Consider the following 22617-nt stretch of genomic DNA (forward strand, 5'->3'; position numbering starts at 1 on the left):
ATCGCTTGTTAGGATCCTTTTTTTTGGTCGCTAAGTTTTTGTATTTTAATGTAAAAAAATTAACCAAAGTCGTTGATTTTTGATATTATAGCGTCTAACGTAACTGTGTCGTAAATTTAATCAAGACAATAATTAATAGGGTCTCTTGTGCTTATTAAACCGAATAAAGACTGGAAATGGAATTTCTGTCATAACCAAAATAGACTTACTCTAGAAATGGGTGAGGGCATGGTATTTGTGTCGGCGTTTGAAAAACGTCATTTGGTTAATGATGCGTTTAATAATGAGTATTTGTCCGTAGAACAGGGTGAAGATTTTAACTTGTTCTTTGAAAAGCTCGATGCGCAGTTACCAGTTCCTTCTGATTTTATTTATCAAATTACCTTAAATTGTTTAGCGGCCAAAAACTTTTATAAGCCACTCATGCCTAAGAGCTGGTTTTTTGCTGCAGCGCCAGCTTTATCAAGTGCACTGTTAGGTAATGTGGTAAAACTCCAATCGTCGATTGAATGCCGTCACTATGTTGTAGTAGAGAGCAATACCAATGCCTCAACATTATTACTTATTGAAAAATCTCATGTGCTCAATGATGTTAAATCGATGGCACAATTTGAGTTAATTAAAGTGATGAATGACCGACTTATTCCTGTTAAGTTTGAACCTGCACAGCGTGTTAGTGCGGCGTAGTTCACATTTAGTCTACTAACGAAATAATCGCCTACAATCGAAAAACCTTCACGTTTGCCTTTTGACCAATTTTATTTATACTTCATTGAAATATAATAATAAAGGCAAGGGTATGCACAGTAAAATTATTTCCTCATTCGCTATACTATTAGCGAGTTCAAGCACTTATGCAACAGATACAAAACAGCCGCTTAGTGAATTGCTAGAACAGATCAATCGAGGGGAACGCACTCATTATGAAGCGCCAAAGTATCCGCTGATCGCTGCTAAAAAGGGTCAGGAGGGCTGGGTTGTTGTTAGTTACGTTATCGGAAAAGACGGTAATGTTAATTCTGCCTTTGTTCAAGATTCTTCCATCCCACAAGTATTTGATCAAGCAACGTTAACTGCGGTGAAAGCGTGGACTTTTGAACCGACCCTCGTTAATGGTGAAGCGATTGAACAGTGTAAGAACTCCGTACGCATGGATTTTGTAATCGGCCAAGGTGAAAAGGGCGCTCGTCGTAAGTTTGTTTCTCGTTATAACAAGATTACTACTGCGTTAGATGAAGGAGACTTAGGACTCGCGGGTAAGTTGATTGATAAGTTACGTGTTAAAGGCTCTTGGAATCTTTATGAGGATGCATGGCTTTCAAATATAGAAGCTCGCTATTATCGCCAACAAGGCGATGTTGATAGTGAGATGCGCTCGTTGTCAAGATTATCCAGTACCCGTAGGCCGTTGTTAGCGCTTGGGGAGCATTTAAATAGTTTAGCGAGACTTTTCACATTAAAAGTTAACCACAAACAGTTTATTTCAGCATTTCAAATTGCGTTGACGATTCAACGCTTAGATACCGAAAACTTACTTTATCCAAGAATTCGTGCAGTGACAGAGCGAATTGAACAATATATCGATGGCAAAGATAATTACATGGTAAATGGCACGCTAAATGATAAGGGAATATGGCGTTATCAACTTGCACGAAATTCGTTTGGCTTTTCTGGCGATATTAGTAGCATTAATAAATTGGACGTACGGTGTGAAAACAAGCACTTGACCTATAGTGTTACTAAGGACACCGCGTGGAATATTCCTGATAGTTACGGTCAATGTTCAATTTATGTCTTTGGACGTAAACAATCAAAGGTTGAACTTGTGGAACTAGCAAAGAGTTAATTTTTGATTGAAGCGAGTTATTAAAAAGGGCGCTACATGAAGTGCACCCTTTTTTAATGAGAGAGTGTAAATCAGTATCGACTAAAATTTGTAGTCGAAGTTATAACGCATACCAATCATTACTTGGTCGTTATCTTCACGCTCTTTAAAGTTGTTGTTTTGGTATTCAATGAACGTGTAGAAATCGCTGCTTGCATGCCATTCTAGTGTCGTATTGATACGAGTAACTTCTGCTGTATCAAATGCAGATAAATCATCAGCATAGTTTGATAAACCTAATTTGAACTTGTAGTTATCGTTGATTTGAAATGCACCGACAACATCAATTGTGCTTCTGTCTTGACCATTACCACCACGATCAATGTCTTGATAAGACGCTGCGATATAGTGGTCGCCAATATTTTTAGACGCCGATAAACCTAGCGTATTTTCATCAGTACCAGCAAAGTCACGTGTCAGTAACGCAGCACCTAACGTAAAACCGTCACCTTTATATTTTAAGCCAGCATTCACTAAATCACTGCCTTCATTGTCTGTGTCTTTATTAAACTGACCAGCAATGCTAAATGATAGGTTACCAACGTCTTTGCCGTAAGATACCAATTGCTGTTGACGGAACGGGCTAGCGTCGTCATAAGCAAGCGGGGTACTTGAACGGTTAAAGATATCGACTGGATCAGCAATGATGTTGTACTGCATAGTTGCTTGTTTACCAATTGCGATACGACCGAAATCACCTTTAATACCTACGTAGGCTTTACGTGCTTCACCAAAATCACCGTTAAGCTGGATGTTAACTTTGAACTCACCTTTTGCGAACGCCGTCATGCCATTGCCTAGCTCACGTGATGTCGCGAAACCAACACGAGAAAGTGCATCGCCAACATCCCACGAATCTTCAGAATCACCACTTGTAACACCGAACGTCGGGCGTAATGTACCGTAGACATTAAACTTGGTTTTTGAATCTGATTTCTTCTCAGTACCCTCTAGCGCAGCGATACGCTTTGAGATGACTTCGAGTTGCTTTTCTAATTGTGCTTTACTTACATTATCATCAGCAGATGCTTGAAAGACTGGCATTGCGATAACTAAAGGAAGTAATGCAGTTTTTAGTTTTACGTTTTTCATTTTGTTTCCTTATTACTATCAAAATTTTTGCTACAACATGTAGCAATTTGTGGTTAACGTCGGTTAACCACGACTAAAGGGTTAATCTTGTTGATACATGTCAATTGGCGGACAGCTACAAATGAGGTTGCGGTCGCCATAAACGTTGTCAATTCGATTGGTGGTTGGCCAAAACTTGGTGGTTTTAGCGGTGTTATTTGGGAAACAGGCGATTTCTCGACTATAACTACGTTCCCATTGTGGAGCTGATAGGTCACTCATGGTGTGTGGTGCATGCACCAGTGGATTGTCTTGTCGTGTCCATTGACTGGACTCTACGTTGGCAATTTCTTTACGTATCGCAATCATTGCATTAATGAATTTATCAAGCTCTTCGAGAGACTCACTCTCTGTTGGCTCAATCATTAACGTACCGGCAACTGGGAAAGACATCGTTGGCGCGTGGAAGCCATAGTCCATCAAGCGCTTTGCGACGTCTTCTTCACTGATCCCGCTGCTTTCTTTTAAATCACGTAAATCGATAATACATTCATGCGCTACTCGATCATTATTACCGCGATAAAGGACGGGATAATGAGCACTTAGCTTCTCTGTAATGTAATTAGCATTTAAGATGGCGAGTTCTGTTGCTTGGGTTAATCCTTTGTCACCCATTAGGGCAATGTAAGCCCAAGAAATAGGTAAAATTGAAGCGCTACCTAAATCTGTCGCTGACACGGCGCCATCCGTTTGATGTACGCTATGGCCAGGTAAGAAAGGCGCTAAGTGAGATTTAACACCTATTGGCCCCATCCCTGGACCGCCGCCGCCGTGAGGAATACAAAAGGTTTTGTGTAAGTTGAGATGCGATACATCTGAACCGATGAATCCGGGTGAAGTAAGTCCTACTTGGGCATTCATGTTGGCGCCGTCCATATAGACTTGGCCGCCAGCTTTATGGACTCGCTCGCAAATTTCAACGATGCCGTCTTCATACACACCGTGCGTCGATGGGTAGGTGATCATAATGCATGACAGTTGTTCGCGATGCGCTTGGATCTTCTCTTTTAAGTCATCTAAATCAACGTTGCCAGCGTCATCACATTTAACAATAACAATACGCAGAGACACCATTGAAGCACTCGCTGGATTTGTACCGTGAGCAGAACTTGGAATCAAACAGACATTACGATGTCCTTCACCACGTGACTCGTGATATTTCGAAATAGCTATCAGACCCGCATATTCGCCTTGGGCACCAGAATTAGGTTGAAGTGAGAAGGCGTCATAACCGGTTATCTTCACCAACATATCTGAGAAGTTGTCAGCTAATGCTTGATAGCCGAAACATTGTTCTTTTGGGGCAAATGGATGCATCTGGCCAAACTCAGGCCAAGTTACCGGGATCATTTGTGCAGTTGCGTTTAATTTCATGGTGCACGAACCTAGAGGGATCATGCCGTGAGTTAGCGAAAAATCTTTGTTTTCTAGTGATTTTAAGTAACGTAACATTTGTGTTTCGCTGTGATAGCGATTAAATGTCGGGTGTGTTAAGTATTCACTGGTACGTTGAACTGCGTCAGGAATATGTGAAAATTCACTTTCACTGTAGTTCGCTTCAATGTCAGCGAAGTTTAGCTGTTCGCCAGTGAATACCTGCCATAGCAGTTCTAAGTCCGCTGGCGTTGTTGTCTCATCAAAGCTCACACCTAATTGGGCTGGTAAGATGCGTAAATTAGCATGGTTAGCGAGTGCACGTTCATTAATTGATTGTGTTTCTTCTGCAGTGCTAACTAGCACCGTATCAAAGAAATGCTGATGAACTACTTCAATATTACATAAGCTTAAGCCATGGACGAAAAGCGACGTTAAATGATGAACACGACGGCCAATGGTTTTTAAACCTTGTGGCCCGTGATAAACCGCGTAGAAAGACGCCATATTCGCCAACAAGGCTTGGGCGGTACATATATTTGACGTCGCTTTTTCACGGCGAATGTGTTGCTCACGAGTTTGCATCGCCATACGCAGTGCTGGTTTACCCTGAGTATCAACAGACACGCCAATGACTCGACCGGGAATTGTACGCTTGTGTTTTTCACTTGTTGCCATAAACGCCGCGTGTGGGCCGCCATATCCCATTGGTACGCCGAAGCGTTGAGAGCTACCAATGACAATATCTGCGCCCATTTCGCCTGGTGATTTTAATAATGTTAACGCTAAAAGATCTGTTGCAACGGCAACGAGCGTTTTCTTATCGTGTGCTGCACTAATCGTAGGTTCTAAATCAACAATTTGACCTGTAGTTCCAGGATATTGAACTAAGGCACCAAATACATCGTGCTGTGCTAATTCCTGTGTTGGTGCAATAACAAGCTCAAATGAGAAATATTGAGCGCGAGTTTTTAATACGTCAATGGTTTGCGGATGAACATCGTCGCTAATAAAGAATACATTACTCTTATTTTTACCAGCGCGTTTACAAAAGCTCATTGCTTCAGCCGCAGCAGTCGGTTCATCTAATAAGGAAGCATTTGCGAGATCCATACCGGTAAAATCAACAATCATTTGCTGATAATTAAGCAGAGCTTCTAAACGACCTTGAGATATTTCTGGCTGATATGGGGTATATGCAGTATACCAACCTGGATTCTCTAACACGTTACGTAAAATAACGTGAGGAACATGCGTGTCATAATAGCCTTGACCAATGAAGCTGCGATTAACGACATTCTTTTGCGCGATATCTTTAAGCGTTTTTAACATCTCAATCTCTGATTGAGGAGTGGCCAAACCCATAGGAGACTTTAAACGAATATTGCTAGGCAGCGTTTGGTCAACTAACTCGCTTATTGATCCAGCATTGATTGCCTTAAGCATATGTTGTTGTTCAATGTCGCTTGGCCCATTATGACGAGCAATAAACTCTTCGTGGGTGCCCAATTGAACAGACAAAGGGCTCGTTGAATTAGAAAGTGACATCCAATAACCTCAAATAATTATTCAGAAATCGCTTCTTGGTATACTGCTTCATCTAGCAGTGCATCAAATTGGCTATCATCACTAATCTTAATTTTTACAATCCATGCATCTTCAAGTGGTGAGGCATTCACAAGTTCTGGCTCATCTTCTAACGATTCATTAACTTCGATGATTTCACCAGAAATAGGTGCATAAACATCTGACGCTGCCTTTACTGATTCAACAAGCGAGAAACCTTCGCCTGCTGTAATGTCATCACCAACTTCAGGTAGTTCGACATAAACCACATCACCTAAAAGCTCTTGGGCGTGGTCAGAAATTCCGATCGTGGCAGTTCCGTCACCGTTATCTCTTGCCCATTCGTGGCTCTTTGCAAATTTAGCTTGATTAGTGCTCATATCTGTTTCCTATCTTTCTTGTTATGTAATGCAATAGATTCGATATCATCGCGGTCTATCTTCCTGACACTTTTAAACAAGCTGTTTTCATCACGTGTCAGATTGTTAAAAAATCGTTAACACTTTTAAAACATAACAGGCTTGAGTTTCGTGATCAATAAAAAGTTTCCAATTGGAAATGAAAGTGATCAAAGTGGGTTTTTGTATACAGTATTCCGTTGTAAGATAGTATTTAAGCTATTAAGAGCAAAAGGTGAGAATAATTTTCACTTATGTAGTGAAGAGGTTGATTTTACAGCGTTCTTATCTGGTCTAAGGTGATGAGCACTATCTATCAAGAAGCCGAATTTAAATGGGTTTATACTGGGGGCGTACATACAATTATTTGGTTAGTGTTATTGCGTTGTTACTGGTTGGTTCACTTGTAACCACTTGTTTTTTTTGGTTTTGTTTCTATTTTGTTTCGGGCTTTGTTACAAGATGTTAAAAAGTACTTGCTATATGTTTCCCAAAGTTTTAATTTGTTTCCTATCGGAAACGATTGTTGGGGGTATGCTAACAAAGATATTTGCAATCACCGCCGATTAAAAACGATAAACCCTTTTACCGGTCTTTGACGCTTTATAGAGGAATAGGCTGGTAAATATAAATATAACAATACAACGAGGTTTTTATGGAATTTGTAAGTGAGATCATCTCAGCCATTAATGGGGTCGTATGGGGGCCGCTAATGCTGGTTCTGATCCTTGGCGTGGGTCTGTTTTTAACCTTTGGTTTAAAACTAATGCCTGTTTTAAAATTAGGCACTGGTTTTAAACTATTGTGGGGTGGTCGCATCCCTGATAAAGACGGCTCAAAAGAAGGTGAAATAAGTCCATTTAACGCGTTAATGACATCATTATCAGCTACCATCGGTACTGGTAACATTGCAGGTGTTGCAACAGCTATCTTCTTAGGTGGTCCTGGTGCATTATTCTGGATGTGGTGTACCGCGTTAGTAGGTATGGCAACTAAGTTTGCCGAAGCAGTATTGGCAGTACGTTTTCGTGAAGTTGATGAAAACGGTAACCATACTGGTGGCCCGATGTACTACATCAAAAATGGCTTATCAAGCAAATGGACGTGGTTAGGCACTGCCTTCGCTCTATTTGGCATGGTCGCTGGTTTTGGTATTGGTAATACAGTACAGGCCAACTCAGTAGCAAACGCTATTGACACTAACTTTGGTGTTGAGCCATGGATTACTGGTCTTGTAATGATGGTACTTGTAGGTCTAGTACTTATGGGCGGCATCAAGCGTATCGGTGACGTTGCTGGTAAACTAGTTCCTATGATGGCGACATTCTACATTGCTTGTGGTGTTGCGGTATTGATTGTTAATGCAGCAGAAATTCCAGCAGCATTCGGCCTTATCTTCGAAAGTGCATTTACTGGTACAGCAGCACAAGGCGGTTTCGCTGGTGCAGCAGTATGGATGGCAATTCGCTTTGGTGTGGCGCGTGGTGTTTTCTCAAATGAAGCTGGTTTAGGTAGTGCGCCAATTGCTCACGCTGCAGCTCAAACGAAAAACCCAGTAGCACAAGGTTTAGTTGCAATGTTAGGTACATTCATTGATACATTGATTGTTTGTTCTATCACTGGTTTAGCAATTATCGTAACGGGTGAGTGGACGTCTGGTGAAACAGGTGCTGCATTAACATCTGCTGCATTCGGTGCTGCTTTACCATACGGTAACTACATCGTAGCTGTATCACTAACTATCTTCGCATTCACAACAATCTTAGGTTGGAGTGTATACGGTGAGAAATGTGTTCAGTACTTATTCGGTGTTAAAGCTATCTTGCCTTTCCGCGTCGTTTGGATCCTTTCTGTACCAGTAGGTGCTGCAGGTTCATTAGAGTTCATCTGGTTACTTGCTGACACAATGAATGCATTAATGGCTATTCCTAACTTAATCGCGATTGCATTATTAAGCCCTGTAGTATTCAAACTTACCAAAGAATACTTTGCTAGTAATGGCGCAGTTCCAGAGTGTATGGAACAGAAAAAGCCACAAGAATAATCCTTTCTTAGTTTTACCTAAAGTTTAATCAATTAAAACCGCCCTGCAATGGGCGGTTATTGGAGTTCCTATGTCTCAATGACTTAAAACCCCTTGTTATACCAATTGCATTAAATATTTGCCCACGTGTACTTGTTAAAATTAACTAAAATGGCGTTGCTCTCAATCCTAATAGCCAGCTATTAGTCAATCGAGCGCCTTGTTTTAGCTGATTTTCTCTACGCACAACAAGATCACTTACTTAATGCATATATGGTATTAGGTAACGAAATCTTTGCTGATGTGCGTGGTAAAAAATTACCGATGCGCATTGAAAAAATGCCATTTGTTGAGCAGCGTTATTTCCGCGGTTAATTGAATCGTCAATCATTCATCACCAATAAATAGTACAGGCGCCTAGCAACTCTCTCATTGCTAGGCGTTTTTTTATGTCTGTGATATCAAGTTATTGCACGCAGGTAATGTATTAGTGTCGGAAAGCACGTATAATTGCGCGCTTTATAGAACACCGAGACTACCATTATGTTGCCATACTTCGCTGCTTGCCCTAAAGGGCTTGAATACCTACTAGTTAAAGAGATTGAAGAGCTAGGCGGGGTAGAGGTAAGAGAGTCGCTTGCTGGTGTTCGCTTTAAGGCGAATTTAGCTGAGGCTTATACCATCTGTTTATGGTCTCGTTTAGCCAGCCGTATCTTATTATCCATCCACACTGACGAAGTTCATAGCACCCAAGATGTGTATGATGTTGTATATCGTGTCAATTGGCATGCCTATTTTGATAATACGCAAAGCATCGCAGTAGAGTTCTCAGGCACCAATGGTTTCATCAATAATACCCAATTTGGCGCGCTAAAAGCTAAAGATGCGATTGTAGACAAATTCCGAGATAGCGGTTTCGACCGTCCTAATGTTGACAAACAAAGCGCCAATATTCGCATTGAATGTCGCATGGTAAATAACAAACTTACCCTAGCCATTAACTTTTCAGGTCGTTCATTACAGCAACGCGGTTACCGTACCAATGCTGGTGAAGCACCATTACGTGAAAACTTAGCAGCCGCGTTGATTATGCGTAGCGGTTGGGAAATCAATAAGCCATTTTTCGACCCGTTTTGTGGCAGTGGCACCTTAGTCATCGAAGCAGCATTAATGGCAGCCAATATTGCGCCGTCATTGACGCGAGAACGTTTCTCATTTGAATCACTAAAGGCGTTTAAACCAGAAGTTTGGCAAGAAATTAAGCATGATGCCCAAGTCAAGGCCGATGAAAGCAAATCACGCAAACAATTGTGCATTCGTGGCAGTGATATGGACTATGGTGTATTAAATATTGCCCGTGACAATGCGCGCCGAGCAGGTGTTGAGCATTTAGTGAGCTTTGAAGTCGGTAATGCGCTTGAGATCAAGCCGCCATTTGGCAATCAAAAAGGTCACATAGTGACAAACCCGCCTTACGGTGAACGTTTAGGTGAGTTGTTACCGCTAATCTTTATTTATCACGGTTTTGCTAAAGCCGTTAAAGCTAAATTTAATGGCTGGGAGCTTAGCGTATTTAGTTCGTCTATTGAACTACTTACCGCCATTAGATTAGCCCCCGATCATAAATACAAGTTGTATAACGGACAGTTAGAAGCGTTACTTGCGAATTATTCTATTGGTGATGGCGCGTTAAAATCGGTGTCTAAACAAGCTGAACCTTTTGCTAATCGCATGCTGAAAAATAATAAAGCCCTAAGTAAGTGGGCTAAAAGCGAAGGGATTGAAGCGTATCGTCTATACGATGCTGATTTACCCGATTACAACTTAGCGATTGACCGCTATGGTAAACAGTGGATTGTCCAAGAATATGCTGCGCCAAAATATATGGATTCATCAAAAACCCTGCGCCGTTTAATCGAAGCCTTTATTGTGCTGGATCATTTGTTTGATATTGATAGCGATGATTTGATTTATAAAGTCCGTGAAGTGAAAAAGGGCGAAAATCAGTACGAAAAAATTAACGAGCAAAAGAGTAAATTTGCTGTTCAAGAATATAATGCGAAGTTTTTGATTAACAGCTCTGATTACTTAGATAATGGTTTGTTTTTAGATCATCGTTTAACGCGCCGTAAACTTGGCGAATTAAGTGAGGGTATGGATTTTCTAAATCTTTTTTGTTACACCGGCACGGCGTCAGTTCATGCGGCGTTAGGCGGTGCTAAATCGACAACCAGTGTTGATATGTCACGCACGTATCTTGATTGGGCGAAAGAGAATTTCAAACTTAATAATTTGCATGGCGACCAATATAACTTTATTCAAATGGATTGCTTGAACTGGCTTAAACATTGTCAGCATGATTACGATTTAATCTTTATTGATCCACCAACGTTCTCTAATTCAAAACGTATGGATCAATCGTTTGACGTTAATCGCGACCACGTTGAGCTTATTAAAGCGCTAAAGCGTATTTTACGTCCGGATGGTTTGATTATTTTCTCGAATAATTCGCGTCAATTTAAAATGAACCATCGTGATATCAAAGGTATTGGATTACAAGCACAAGAAGTGACTGAACATACCATACCACGTGATTTTAAAGGAAATCCGAAGATTCATAATTGCTGGGAAATCACGCGTTTATGAGTCCGGTAATTTTATACTCAACTGATGGATGCCATTTATGCGAACTTGCACAGCTGCAACTCGAGCAATTGGCGCATCCGTTTGAGATTGTCGACATCATTGACGACGCATCGTTAGTTGAAAAATATGGCACGCGAATTCCCGTCGTGCTCAATAATAATACTCAAGAACTCGGTTGGCCGTTTGAGCTAAGCGAGTTACAAACATTTTTAGGTAGTTCATGTTAATACGTTTAAGCAGTGCACAATTGGCATTTGGTACCCATGTCATTCTCGATAAAGCAGATTTTCAAGTTAACGCTAATGAGCGTGTTTGTTTGGTTGGAAAAAATGGTACGGGTAAATCAACATTGATGAAAATTGTCGCAAGACAAATGGATTTAGATGGCGGTGAATTACGTTACAACAATGAGATCGTTGTTGCGCGATTAGAACAAGATCCGCCAGAAAAAGCAGAAATGAGTGTGTTTGATTTTGTATCATCGGGCATCGCTCATGTCGGTGAACTAATTGCGAAATACCATCATGTATTACTTGAGTTAGAAACAAATTATTCTGACGCGGTGATGGACAAGCTTGCAAAACTGCAAGCTCAAATGGATGATAATGACGCGTGGTTGTTTGAAACCCGTATAAACACTGTACTTGAGCAATTGTCGTTGCCTGCCGACAAGCAACTGAGTGAACTCTCAGGTGGTTGGTTACGTAAAGCGGCGCTGGCTAAAGCGTTAGTACAACAACCTGATGTATTATTACTTGATGAGCCAACCAATCACTTGGATTTAAATGCGATAGCATGGCTTGAAAAAGTACTATTAGATTTTCGTGGTGCCATTGTATTTATTAGCCATGACAGGGCGTTTATTCGCAGTATGGCAACCCGCATCATTGACCTTGATCGCGGTAAATTAAGTTCATGGCCTGGTGGATACGAAGAATACCTTGTCGCAAAAGAAGAAGCATTACGGGTCGAACAAGAGCAGAATGCCTTGTTTGACAAGCGTTTAGCGCAAGAAGAAGTGTGGGTAAGACAGGGTATTAAGGCTCGCCGTACCCGTAACGAAGGCCGTGTTCGCGCGCTTGAACAATTACGCCGTGAACGTAAAGCCCGTACTGAAGTCGTTGGCAAGGCTAAAATGTCATTGGCGAGTACTTCTAAGTCAGGCAAGCTAGTATTTGAAATTGAAAATATCAGTTATGCTTTTGAGACCAAACAGATTGTTAATAACTTTACCAGCCAAGTGATTCGTGGCGATCGCATCGCCTTAATTGGTCCAAATGGGTGTGGTAAATCAACACTGCTTAAAATGCTATTAGGAACGCTAACAGCGCAAAGTGGTGAAATTAAGACGGGTACATTACTAGACGTCGCATATTTTGACCAACATCGCGCGGCACTTGATTTGGATAAAACCGTTCAAGAAAATGTGGGTGATGGTAAAGATGATGTAGAGCATAACGGGCGCACACGTCATGTATTAGGTTATTTACAAGACTTTTTATTCTCACCAGAGCGTGCAAGAACACCCGTTCGCGCGTTGTCAGGAGGTGAAAAGAACCGTCTGTTATTGGCAAAACTTTTCTTAAAACCAAATAACTTATTGGTACTTGATGAGCCAACCAATGATCTAGATATCGAGACATTAGAGCTATTAGAGTCATTAGTGCATCAATACGATGGTACGTTATTGCTGGTAAGTCATGACCGTGAGTTTATCGATAATACTGTTACCTCTAGCTGGTGGTTCGGTGCGAACGGCAGCATGAGTGAATTTGTGGGTGGTTTCCAAGATGCCGTTAATCAAGGCGCGTCATTATTTGACCCTGAAGCTCACGAAGCCGACATTATTGCTAAGCAGCAAGCTCAAGATGAACAAGTTGCTGAGAAAGCGCCAGCAAAAGCCGCTAAAAAACTAAGCTATAAAGATCAACGTGAGTTAGATCAATTACCTGATCGTATGGAATCTATTGAAACTGAGATCGGTGAAATAGAAAGCATAATGGCTGATAACGAGTTCTTCATGAAACCTGCGACTGAAACACAGCCAGTGATTGATAAATTGGCGCAGCTCAATGACGAACTCGAGCAAGCATTAGAGCGTTGGGAATATTTGGCAAGTTTTGAAGATTAAGATGAACCTTTTATAAGGTTGCGAGTCTTTATTAGGTCAATGATGTAATCGCCGTTTCATGAGCGTTTACAAATAAAAACATAAGTTTAATTGCATCAAGGCGCATTCAAGTGAATAATGCCTTGCATTAAATCGAGAAGTTAGCATACGACTACAGCAAACTATTGAATGTTAGACGTTTTGCAGGTAACAGGAACAATAATGAACAAAAAGTTACAACCTACAGTACTCGCCATCGCACTCGCTGCTAGTTTTGGCGCACAAGCTGCCACTGTTTACAAAATTGAAAATATTGATGAATTTTATAAAGTTAATGGCACCATTAACAATAGCCGTAGTGGTTTTGGTGCGACTCTAAATAATAGCGGTGATGTGTTAGGTGGTGCCTCTGGTACTTTCGCACCGCTGCTAAGTGAAGACGATCAAAATAGACTTAATAATAATCGCGTGGATGTGTCACTGACCCAGTTAGCAACGAATGCATCTAACAGTAGTATTAATCCAACACGTGTTGTTAAGCTAATCCCACAATCAAATAACTCTGTTTTTGAGTTTGATACCAATAATCTTCCTGCGTTTATTAAAATCTTTGATGAGACGATCACGCGTGATGGACGAGATGTTGCCACTATCGATTCATTCGCATTTGATGTATCTGATACAGGTGTCATTGTCGGAACAACAAGTTCAGCAGCGTATGCGGTTGATGACCCTGATCAATCAGATGATAACTCGGATAAAGATGATCCATTTTATGTTTATGACTATTCACAGCGTGCCATGGTTATTGATAACGGTGTTATCAAAACATTCGCGCCTGAATTTTCAACCTATGGTGGTTTAAGTGGCATTACAGCAATTAACGATAATGGCTTAGTTGTTGGCTACGCCAGTACGGGTATTGAGCATGATTCGAAAACAAGAATCGATAGTAATTGTTTAGATACTTATAAAGACGCTATTCCATTACAAGTCTGTGCCGCGGGTTTTACAGATGGAAGTCGCAGAAATACAGCTGTTCAATATTATCTTCATGCGTTTAGTTGGGAATACAGCAATGGCGAACTAACTAACCCTAAAGATTTAGGTATTTTAACGTCACCTATCAGTGATACAGATGCTGATTCGTATAACAGTATCGCGTTAGATGTTAATAACAACGGCATCGCGGTCGGACGCAGTAAGACATTTAGAGATCAAAAGAAAGAGTTTCGTTACCGCCTGGACGTTGCAACCGTATTTAAAGACGGAAAACTTGTCGACTTAATGGATCATAGCGAAGATAACTGGCGTTATTCTAGTGCAAATGCAATCAACGACAATAATTTAGTTGTTGGTTTTATGGAAAAGAGTATTAGTGGTTTCTACCGTAAAAAGTTCTTCGTTTATGATGCGATGAGTGAAGACACTACGTTAACCTTTCCAAATGACTTTTCAAGTAACGAATCAGATTTTGCATCAAATGCTAAGAGTATTAATGATAAAAATCAAGTTGTTGGTTCGATTGAAGTAGATAGCCAAAAAGTTGATTTTGGTCGTCGTACTCATGGTTTTATTTACGAGCATAGTGCTCAATCGTTCAATGATATTAATGATTTGTTAACGTGTGAATCAAAAGGCTATATAAAGACTGGTACTGAGTGGAAGAAATACCAAGTTGAAGCGACAGGCGGTAATGAGCAAAAGATTAGCTACGATGCGGATATTACTGTTGTAGATGCGTCTAAAATTGCCGAAGATGGGACAATCATTGCGACTGCATTAGTAACCGTGCCACGTGTAAAAACGCGTTGGGTCGACGATAAAGGCAATGAAGTAACATCAACAACTGAAGGTGCTGTTGAAGAACTAGTCGTAGATTCAAATGGTGACCCAGTATTTGATACAAATGCAAGTGGCGAACCTATTACTGAACAAATTCCACGTGCCGTTATCTTAAAACCAACTGATGGCGAAGCGTGTAAGGTCGTTGAAGAAGATTCAATTAATTACAAGCAAGAACGTCAAGGAGCTGGTTTTGGGTTTGGTGCATTACTACTCGCAACTGCTGGTTTGTTTGCTCGTCGTTTTCGTCGATAAAATTACTTAACAATAAATTTATATTAGGATCATATTCTTAACATCTCGTTGAGCATATGGTCCTTTTTTTTGCTTGATCTCGTCATAAATATTGGTTAAAAATAATACCAATTGCATTAAATATTTGCCCACTTGTACTTGTTAAAATTAACTAAAATGGCGTTGCTCTCAATCCTAATAGCCAGCTATTAGTCAATCGAGCGCCTTGTTTTAGCTGATTTTCTCTACGCACAACAAGATCACTTACTTAATGCAATTGGTATAATACCGCAGCATCGAGAGTATTTTTGAACAATGAAGATTTAAGGTAGCGATTTAGGATAAATCTCGTTGCAAGTTCCTCTCGATTAACGTCAAGAAGTTAGTATTTATCTAATATATCATTAGCGCATCTACGAGTACTGTAAATCGCTGATAAGTGAGGAAAAGTTTAATGAATAGACAGAAACGCAACCGCAAAGAACGTGCTTTTTCAAAGGGTTATCAAGCAGGGTTACATCAATTAAGTCGAGATAATTGTCCGTATCAAAATATCGAACAAAAAGAACAATGGTTAGGCGGATGGCGCGAAGCTTGTGAGCGAAGTGCTGAAGGGTTTTATAATCGTTAACTAGAGTATATTTGACACAGAAAAAAGCACCCAAGGGTGCTTTTTTACTTTCCGCTACCTAACAACTAGCTGTTTAAGTATTTAGCGTGAAAATCAATATGAGACTCAATAAAGCTAGCGATGAAAAAGTAGCTGTGATTGTAGCCGTCTCGCATATTAATGGTGGCGTCATAGTCAGCGTCTTTAACTGCGGCAATTAAGTGGTCCGTTAATAATTCTTCCGCTAAGAAATTATCATCACTACCTTGGTCAACTAACATAGGCAACTGATTATTACCTTGTTTGATTAAATGGCAAGTGTCATAAGGTAGCCACGCATTGAGGTGATCGCCTAAATAATTAAAGAATGCTTTTTGCCCCCACGGTGTCTCAATTGGATTAACAATAGGGCTAAATGCCGACACACTTTGGTACGCTGTTGAATTGCGCAGCGCAATGACTAACGCACCATGACCGCCCATAGAATGACCAAAAATCGATTTTTTATCAGTGACTGGTAAGTTTTCTTCAATCAGAGCGGGGAGTTCATTCACCACGTAGTCATACATATTAAAATGTGTTTTCCATGGCTTTTGCGTCGCATTAACGTAAAAACTCGCGCCCTGACCGAAGGCGTAATCATCTTCTAAATCATCCGGAACATCTTCGCCTCGTGGGCTAGTGTCTGGCATGACTAACGCGATACCGTGTTTTGCTGCCCATTGTTGTGCGCCAGCTTTCACTGAAAAGTTTTCGTCAGTACAGGTGAGGCCTGATAAAAAATAGAGCACAGGTACGGGAGAATCATTGCTAGCCTGAGGCGGTAAATATACAGAAAACGTCATCGTACAGTTATTAACAACTGATTGATGTTGATATTGATTATGAGTGCCTTCAAACAGTTTTTGGGCGGATAATAGATTTAATGTCGACATAAAGATCTCTAAGCAGTCTGATTTGCCACGCATAATACCAAAGAATGACGTCAAAGCGGCAGATAAATTAGTTTTTTGCGGCGCTTTGCCACTGTGGCTGATTTTGATAGAATCGACTTTATTTTTTATCAAGTTACAACACTTTGTCTGAGCAAATACCAGCGACGCAAGACGCGAGCGAATTATCTAACGACCAAATCATCAATATCATTAAGCAGCAGTCTTATCACTGCACTTTGCTCGATGGTATTAAACTGCGTGCAAGATTACGTTCACTAAGAAAAATCAAGCAACCAGAGCGTATTACTAACACCTTAGAAAAAATCAGTGTCGATTGCAGTAAAGCGTTACACAGATATGAGCAACGTGTTGCTAATGTGCCTAATGTAAATTATCCACCGCAGTTGCCGGTTAGCCAGTTGCAAGAGAAAATTGCCAAGGCCATTAGTCATCATCAAGTGGTTATCGTGGCGGGTGAGACTGGCTCGGGTAAAACGACTCAATTGCCTAAAATTTGTTTAGAAGTTGGGCGAGGGCTCAAAGGGATGATTGGCCACACTCAACCTCGTCGACTCGCTGCACGTAGCGTGGCAGAGCGAATTGCCGATGAAATGAATTGCGAATTAGGTGACGCTGTCGGTTTTAGAGTCCGTTTTGCCGATAAGCTAAATGATCATAGTTATATAAAGCTAATGACAGATGGTATTTTACTGGCTGAAATTGCCCATGATCCATTTTTAAATCGCTATGACACCCTGATAATCGATGAAGCTCATGAACGTAGCTTAAATATCGATTTCCTGTTTGGTTATTTAAAACGTATTTTGCCAAAGCGTCCAGATCTCAAAGTAGTGATCACTTCAGCAACTATCGACACCGAACGTTTTTCTAAACACTTTAGTGATGCACCTGTTATTGAAGTTAGCGGTAGAACCTTCCCAGTAGAACTGCGTTATCACATCGACAATGGTGATGAGGATAAAGATCAGCTGCAATCAATTTTTGATGCCGTTGATGAACTGATGAGTGAAGGTGATGGCGATATTTTGATTTTTATGAATGGTGAGCGAGAAATTCGTGATACCAGTGATGCATTATCGAAACGAAAATTGCCCAATACTGATGTTTTGCCGCTGTATGCTCGATTAAGTTACAGCGAGCAATCTAAAATCTTTAAAACCAGCCACAAGCGCCGAATAGTACTTGCCACTAACGTTGCTGAAACATCATTAACAGTACCAGGTATTCGTTACGTTATCGATCCCGGTACGGCTCGAATTAGCCGTTATAGTTATCGGACTAAGGTGCAACGCCTGCCAATAGAAAAGATATCTCAAGCAAGTGCAAACCAGCGTAAAGGTCGTTGTGGGCGTGTCGCTGACGGCATTTGTATTCGTTTATATAGCGAACAGGATTTCGATGCCCGTTCACCTTTTACTGATCCCGAAATTTTACGGACCAATTTGGCGTCTGTCATCTTACAAATGGTGTCGCTAGGCTTAGGCCATATCGAGGCCTTTCCATTTCTCCAAGCACCTGACAGTCGCAATATTAATGATGGTATTAGATTACTGGAAGAAATTGGCGCGCTGTCAAAAGAACACGACAAGAAAAAGCATTATGGTGATGAGCAATTAAGCTTGTCTAAAATTGGCCAGCAGATCAGCAAATTACCGATAGATCCAAGATTAGCGAGAATGGTGATTGAAGCGCAGCGCAATGGTGCATTGTCTCAATTGTTAATCATTACCGCTGGGTTGAGTATTCAAGATCCCCGCGAGCGCCCGCTGGAGCACCAACAAAAGTCTGACAGTTGCCATCAAAAACACTTAGATAAAACCTCTGATTTTATTGGTTTTTTAAATCTATGGGCCCATTTAAAAACACAGCAACAAGCGTTATCTAATTCTCGTTTTCGCAAGTTATGCCGTGAAGAGTTTCTTAATTACAATCGTGTGCGTGAATGGCAGGATTTAGTCGGTCAATTAACTCAGGTGCTGCAAGAGCAGGGCATTGAAGTCAGTGACAATGAAGCTGGCTTTGATCAAATCCATCAGTCAATTTTGTCAGGCCTATTAAGCCATATCGGTTTTAAAGACACGGATAATGAGTTTAGTGGTGCGCGTAATAGTAAATTCCACGTTTTTCCAGGTTCAGCATTGGCTAAAAAGCCGCCTAAGTGGGTGATCGTATCCGAGCTGGTTGAAACGTCTCGCTTATTTGGCCGTGTAGCTGCCAAAATTGAGCCGCAATGGATTGAGCCATTAGCGGGAGATCTGGTTAAAAAGAGCTATAGTGAAGCCCATTTTGAGAAAAAACGTGGTCAGGTAGTCGCCTTTGAGCAAGTGAGTTTGTTCGGGGTTATTATTGTGGCCAAACGCAAGATTGATTACAGTCCCATTAATGCGGCAGAATCACGAGAGCTGTTCATTAAGCAAGGCCTTGTTGAAGGGCAGTTGTCATCAAATATTCCGTTTTACCGTCATAATCTGAATCTGGTTTCACAAATTGAAGATTTAGAGCACAAATCACGCCGTCGTGACATTCTTGTTGATGATAACGATTTATACCTGTTTTATGAAGAGGCGTTGCCAAAGCACATTGTTAATGAGGTTCAGCTCAACAGCTGGTGGCGAAAGGACGGCAAAAAGGTCGCTAAGTCATTAGAGTTTAATGTCGACCAACTGATGCGTGATAATGCCAATAGTGTCAGTAAAAATGACTTTCCTGACACATGGCAACAGGGCAACTTGACACTACGTGTGAGCTACAACTTTGAGCCAGGTCATCTTGATGATGGCGTGAGTATTCATATTCCTATTGAGTTACTTAATCAGATCCAAGCGGTGGATTTTGATTGGCAAGTTAACGGTCTACGCCAAGAAAAGGTTATCGCGCTCATCAAGTCATTGCCAAAAGCTATTCGTCGTAATTTTGTGCCTGCGCCCAATTATGCCGATGCTTGCATGGCGGCAATGCCAGTGATGGAATCAAGTTTAATTGAAGCGATGAGTAAGCAGTTATTAAGAATGTCTGGGGTGCGAATCGACCCTGAATCATGGGATATAAATCAGATAACACCTCATCTGTTAATGAATTTTAAAGTCGAAGAAGCACTTAAAGGGCGCAAGAATAAGCTCATCGCTCAAGGGCGTGACCTTGCAAAACTTCAGGAAGAGCTCAGTGATAAGGTAGCAAAATCGTTAGTTAAAGTGGCAGACGATGGGATTGAAAAGCAAAACATCACCACGTGGAATTTTGGCGAATTACCAAGCAGTTACACCAGTAAACGGGGACAGTTTGAAGTTAAAGCATACCCAGCACTAGTCGCTGCCAAAGAGAGTGTTGAAATTAAGCTTTTTGATAGTGAAGAACAAGCACAGGAGGCTACGCGTTTTGGACTGCGAAAATTGTTGCTGCTAAATGTGCCATCCCCGATTGCTCACATGCAACGAACGCTTCCTAATAAAGCGAAGTTGGGCTTGTATTATCACGGTTTTGGTCAACTTAACGTGTTGATTGACGATATTATTAGTGCCGCCGTTGATGTCATAGTCGATAAAAATGGCAGTGGAACAAATAATGAACGGAAATTCACTTTATTAAAAGATAAGGTACGCAGCGATTTAGCGGATACTGTCGTGATAATCGCTGAAGCGGTTGAGCAATGCTTGAGTGTATATAATCAAGTAAATAAAAAGCTCAAAGGCAAAGTAGGGCTTGATATGATCATGGCCCACGGTGATATTAAATCACAAATCGAAGGGCTTATTTTCAAAGGGTTTGTCACAGAACTTGGCTTTGAAAGAATGGCGCATTTACAGCGTTACTTAAGCGCAATTCTTAAACGCTTAGATAAGCTGAACATTGATGTCAATAAAGATCGCCTTGCGATGCTCAGCGTTGAACGTGTTTATAAAGACTATCAAGCATTAGTGAATAAACTGCCTAAACGAAGTCAAATTCCGGCTGCATTGGTTGATATTCGGTGGATGGTTGAAGAGCTGCGAGTTTCTTTATTTGCTCAGACATTAGGGACTCAATATCCGGTGTCTGAAAAACGGGTTTTACAAGCAATTAATGAATTCAAGAAGAATAATTAATCGATTTAAGATAAGGAATACAATATGAAATTTCACAGCAGCTTATTATCACTGACGATAGCGCTATCGCTTGCGATATCATCATCGTTAGCTGCCAAAGAGTTAAGCGTTGGCGATGACGCGCCTAATTTTTCACTGAAAGCGACTAACGGAAAAACCTATACGCTAGCCAATTACAAAGGCAGACAAGCTGTAGTATTAGCGTGGTATCCCATGGCGAATACCCGAGGCTGCACCATTGAGTGTTTGTCATTAGTTAACGATGGTCATCTTATTCGTCAGTACGACGTCAGCTATTTTATGGCCAGTGTTGATCCATTGGAAGATAATTTAGATTTTGCGAAGAAAACGAAAGCAGACTTTCCAATGTTAAGCGATCCAACAAAGTCAGCTGCAAAAGCGTTTGATGTATTGAGTTTTCTAGGGTTTGCTAAACGCTGGACCTTCTATATTGGCATCAATGGAAAGATACTCAAAATTGACAAAGATATTGAACCTAAAAGTGCGGCAAAAGACATGGTAGATAATTTGAAATTATTAGGGTTTACACCGCGATAACGTTTATTTTCCCTCGGTTATCGAGGGCAAAGCTCCAGTTAAGGTAAAGTGATTGTAATCAATGTACCTTTGGCGCTGTTGTAGCTAATTGTTGTCTATACTCAATAGTGAGATTAACTTATTGAAGGTATTGGTAATCAATACTAAATCATTTGTAAGTAAGCTTAATACCAAGTTGACAAAGTTATTGCCCACTTTTGCTGGTTAAAATAAAATGAATGTTGCGTTGCTTTCAATCCCAATAGCCAGCTATTGCTCAATCAAGCGCCTTGCCTTCATTTGTTTTTCCTTCGCAAAACGAGATCACAAACTTAATCAAATTGGTATAACCGGATAACGAAACAACGTTCCTCGATGACTCCAGCGCAAAGAGAGATAGTTCATCAGTCAATTCAAGCCCTAGAGGCTGAAATCAGTACCGATGAAATTATTCAGCCTCTTTTTGACCTATCCCCACAATACCCTCATTGCGAATCCACTCAATTGAAAAAGTGGGGGAAATCAGGTGCGATACAGAGATACCGCTGTAAAGGTTGTCATAAAACCTTTAACAACAAAACTAAGACACCATTCGCTCGATTACATAAATCTCATCTGTGGGAAGATTATGCCCGTTGTATGCAATTAAAATTACCCCTAAGAGAAGCTGCCGAGGTTTGTGGTATTAACCTTAAAACGGCTTTCTTATGGCGACATCGTTTTCTGGTTGCTCAAGCGGGTAAAAATGACGATAAGCTATCGGGAATTATTGAAGTTGATGAGTTTTTTCTAGCTTACTCAGAAAAAGGTTCGAACACTTTAGCGGAGCAACGTCAGCCCAGAAAACGAGGGGGCGGCATCGATAAACGAACCAAGGATGGTCAAGTTGCCGTTCTTTTATCGATAGATCGCAGCAACCATATGATTAACCCTATGTTAGCGGCTGATACAACGGCAGAAATAGCAGCGAATTTAGCTGAAAATATCACTGAACACTCGGTATTATACCAATTGCATTAAGTAAGTGATCTTGTTGTGCGTAGAGAAAATCAGCTAAAACAAGGCGCTCGATTGACTAATAGCTGGCTATTAGGATTGAGAGCAACGCCATTTTAGTTAATTTTAACAAGTACAAGTGGGCAAATATTTAATGCAATTAATGGTATGGACCCTCTCCGCTCCACTTTCGGCTTCAAATGAGCCAATATAGGTGTTAAGCA

The 22617-nt window shown here is 40.8% G+C and carries 14 protein-coding genes and 1 pseudogene; 11 read left to right on the forward strand and 4 right to left on the reverse strand.

Going from position 1 to position 22617, the window contains the following annotated elements:
• Positions 1-147 precede the first annotated feature (147 nt).
• Both ACMAZF_RS08405 and ACMAZF_RS08410 read left to right on the forward strand, forming a co-directional pair.
• The gene (locus ACMAZF_RS08405; protein WP_435276921.1) at positions 148-687 is read left to right on the forward strand and encodes a cell division protein ZapC domain-containing protein; all 540 of its coding nucleotides are present in this window, start codon (positions 148-150) and stop codon (positions 685-687) included.
• Between the two features lie 112 nt (positions 688-799).
• The gene (locus tag ACMAZF_RS08410) at positions 800-1846 is read left to right on the forward strand and encodes an energy transducer TonB (protein WP_435276922.1); all 1047 of its coding nucleotides are present in this window, start codon (positions 800-802) and stop codon (positions 1844-1846) included.
• 81 nt (positions 1847-1927) lie between these two features.
• On the opposite strand, the gene ACMAZF_RS08415 is transcribed toward ACMAZF_RS08410, so the two are convergent.
• The 3 genes from ACMAZF_RS08415 to gcvH all read right to left on the reverse strand — a co-directional run bounded on the left by ACMAZF_RS08415 (position 1928) and on the right by gcvH (position 6336).
• On the reverse strand, positions 1928-2977 hold the full coding sequence (locus ACMAZF_RS08415) for a porin (protein ID WP_435276923.1): 1050 nt from the start codon (positions 2975-2977) through the stop codon (positions 1928-1930).
• Positions 2978-3058: 81 nt separating this feature from the next.
• Positions 3059-5938, reverse strand: a complete 2880-nt coding sequence (gene gcvP / locus ACMAZF_RS08420; protein ID WP_435276924.1) for an aminomethyl-transferring glycine dehydrogenase — start codon at positions 5936-5938, stop codon at positions 3059-3061.
• Between the two features lie 17 nt (positions 5939-5955).
• A complete protein-coding gene (gcvH, locus tag ACMAZF_RS08425) occupies positions 5956-6336 on the reverse strand; it encodes a glycine cleavage system protein GcvH (protein ID WP_435276925.1) in 381 nt (126 codons plus the stop codon).
• Positions 6337-7009: 673 nt separating this feature from the next.
• Here gcvH and ACMAZF_RS08430 point away from each other — a divergent pair.
• The 6 genes from ACMAZF_RS08430 (at position 7010) to rmf (ending at position 15843) form a co-directional block, all read left to right on the forward strand.
• Complete coding sequence (locus ACMAZF_RS08430) at positions 7010-8398, forward strand: alanine/glycine:cation symporter family protein (RefSeq protein ID WP_435276926.1); 1389 nt, start codon at positions 7010-7012, stop codon at positions 8396-8398.
• Between the two features lie 522 nt (positions 8399-8920).
• Positions 8921-11023, forward strand: a complete 2103-nt coding sequence (rlmKL, locus tag ACMAZF_RS08435) for a bifunctional 23S rRNA (guanine(2069)-N(7))-methyltransferase RlmK/23S rRNA (guanine(2445)-N(2))-methyltransferase RlmL (RefSeq protein ID WP_435276927.1) — start codon at positions 8921-8923, stop codon at positions 11021-11023.
• Positions 11020-11250, forward strand: a complete 231-nt coding sequence (locus ACMAZF_RS08440; RefSeq protein ID WP_435276928.1) for a glutaredoxin family protein — start codon at positions 11020-11022, stop codon at positions 11248-11250. The genes rlmKL and ACMAZF_RS08440 overlap by 4 nt, the downstream gene beginning before the upstream one ends.
• On the forward strand, positions 11244-13154 hold the full coding sequence (gene uup / locus ACMAZF_RS08445; protein ID WP_435276929.1) for an ATP-binding cassette ATPase Uup: 1911 nt from the start codon (positions 11244-11246) through the stop codon (positions 13152-13154). Before ACMAZF_RS08440 ends, uup begins: the two co-directional genes overlap by 7 nt.
• Before the next feature lie 201 nt (positions 13155-13355).
• Positions 13356-15233, forward strand: a complete 1878-nt coding sequence (locus ACMAZF_RS08450; RefSeq protein WP_435276930.1) for a DUF3466 family protein — start codon at positions 13356-13358, stop codon at positions 15231-15233.
• 433 nt (positions 15234-15666) lie between these two features.
• The gene (rmf, locus tag ACMAZF_RS08455) at positions 15667-15843 is read left to right on the forward strand and encodes a ribosome modulation factor (RefSeq protein WP_435276931.1); all 177 of its coding nucleotides are present in this window, start codon (positions 15667-15669) and stop codon (positions 15841-15843) included.
• 65 nt (positions 15844-15908) lie between these two features.
• Here rmf and fghA read toward each other — a convergent pair whose 3' ends face one another.
• A complete protein-coding gene (gene fghA / locus ACMAZF_RS08460; RefSeq protein ID WP_435277211.1) occupies positions 15909-16757 on the reverse strand; it encodes an S-formylglutathione hydrolase in 849 nt (282 codons plus the stop codon).
• Positions 16758-16954: 197 nt separating this feature from the next.
• On the opposite strand from fghA, the gene hrpA reads away from it, so the two are divergent.
• The 3 genes and pseudogenes from hrpA to ACMAZF_RS08475 form a co-directional block, all read left to right on the forward strand.
• Positions 16955-20860 carry an ATP-dependent RNA helicase HrpA gene (gene hrpA / locus ACMAZF_RS08465; protein WP_435277212.1) on the forward strand — a complete coding sequence of 1302 codons (3906 nt, stop codon included), beginning with the start codon at positions 16955-16957 and terminating at the stop codon, positions 20858-20860.
• Positions 20861-20884: 24 nt separating this feature from the next.
• Positions 20885-21418: a peroxiredoxin family protein gene (locus tag ACMAZF_RS08470; protein WP_435276932.1), complete on the forward strand. Its 534-nt coding sequence runs from the start codon at positions 20885-20887 to the stop codon at positions 21416-21418.
• A 354-nt stretch (positions 21419-21772) separates the two neighbouring features.
• Positions 21773-22402, forward strand: a pseudogene (locus tag ACMAZF_RS08475) (IS1595 family transposase); the annotation flags it as partial.
• Positions 22403-22617 lie beyond the last annotated feature (215 nt).

It is taken from the genome of Psychrobium sp. nBUS_13 (assembly GCF_051201665.1).
Taxonomy (GTDB): Bacteria; Pseudomonadota; Gammaproteobacteria; order Enterobacterales; family Psychrobiaceae; genus Psychrobium.

Bases quoted from the DNA above. Each gene is read 5' to 3' on its own strand.
- ACMAZF_RS08410 (WP_435276922.1), top strand. From the start codon at position 800: ATGCACAGTAAAATTATTTCCTCATTCGCTATACTATTAGCGAGTTCA.
- ACMAZF_RS08415 (WP_435276923.1), bottom strand. From the start codon at position 2,977: ATGAAAAACGTAAAACTAAAAACTGCATTACTTCCTTTAGTTATCGCA.
- gcvP (WP_435276924.1), bottom strand. From the start codon at position 5,938: ATGTCACTTTCTAATTCAACGAGCCCTTTGTCTGTTCAATTGGGCACC.
- gcvH (WP_435276925.1), bottom strand. From the start codon at position 6,336: ATGAGCACTAATCAAGCTAAATTTGCAAAGAGCCACGAATGGGCAAGA.
- ACMAZF_RS08430 (WP_435276926.1), top strand. From the start codon at position 7,010: ATGGAATTTGTAAGTGAGATCATCTCAGCCATTAATGGGGTCGTATGG.
- rlmKL (WP_435276927.1), top strand. From the start codon at position 8,921: ATGTTGCCATACTTCGCTGCTTGCCCTAAAGGGCTTGAATACCTACTA.
- ACMAZF_RS08440 (WP_435276928.1), top strand. From the start codon at position 11,020: ATGAGTCCGGTAATTTTATACTCAACTGATGGATGCCATTTATGCGAA.
- uup (WP_435276929.1), top strand. From the start codon at position 11,244: ATGTTAATACGTTTAAGCAGTGCACAATTGGCATTTGGTACCCATGTC.
- ACMAZF_RS08450 (WP_435276930.1), top strand. From the start codon at position 13,356: ATGAACAAAAAGTTACAACCTACAGTACTCGCCATCGCACTCGCTGCT.
- rmf (WP_435276931.1), top strand. From the start codon at position 15,667: ATGAATAGACAGAAACGCAACCGCAAAGAACGTGCTTTTTCAAAGGGT.
- fghA (WP_435277211.1), bottom strand. From the start codon at position 16,757: ATGTCGACATTAAATCTATTATCCGCCCAAAAACTGTTTGAAGGCACT.
- ACMAZF_RS08470 (WP_435276932.1), top strand. From the start codon at position 20,885: ATGAAATTTCACAGCAGCTTATTATCACTGACGATAGCGCTATCGCTT.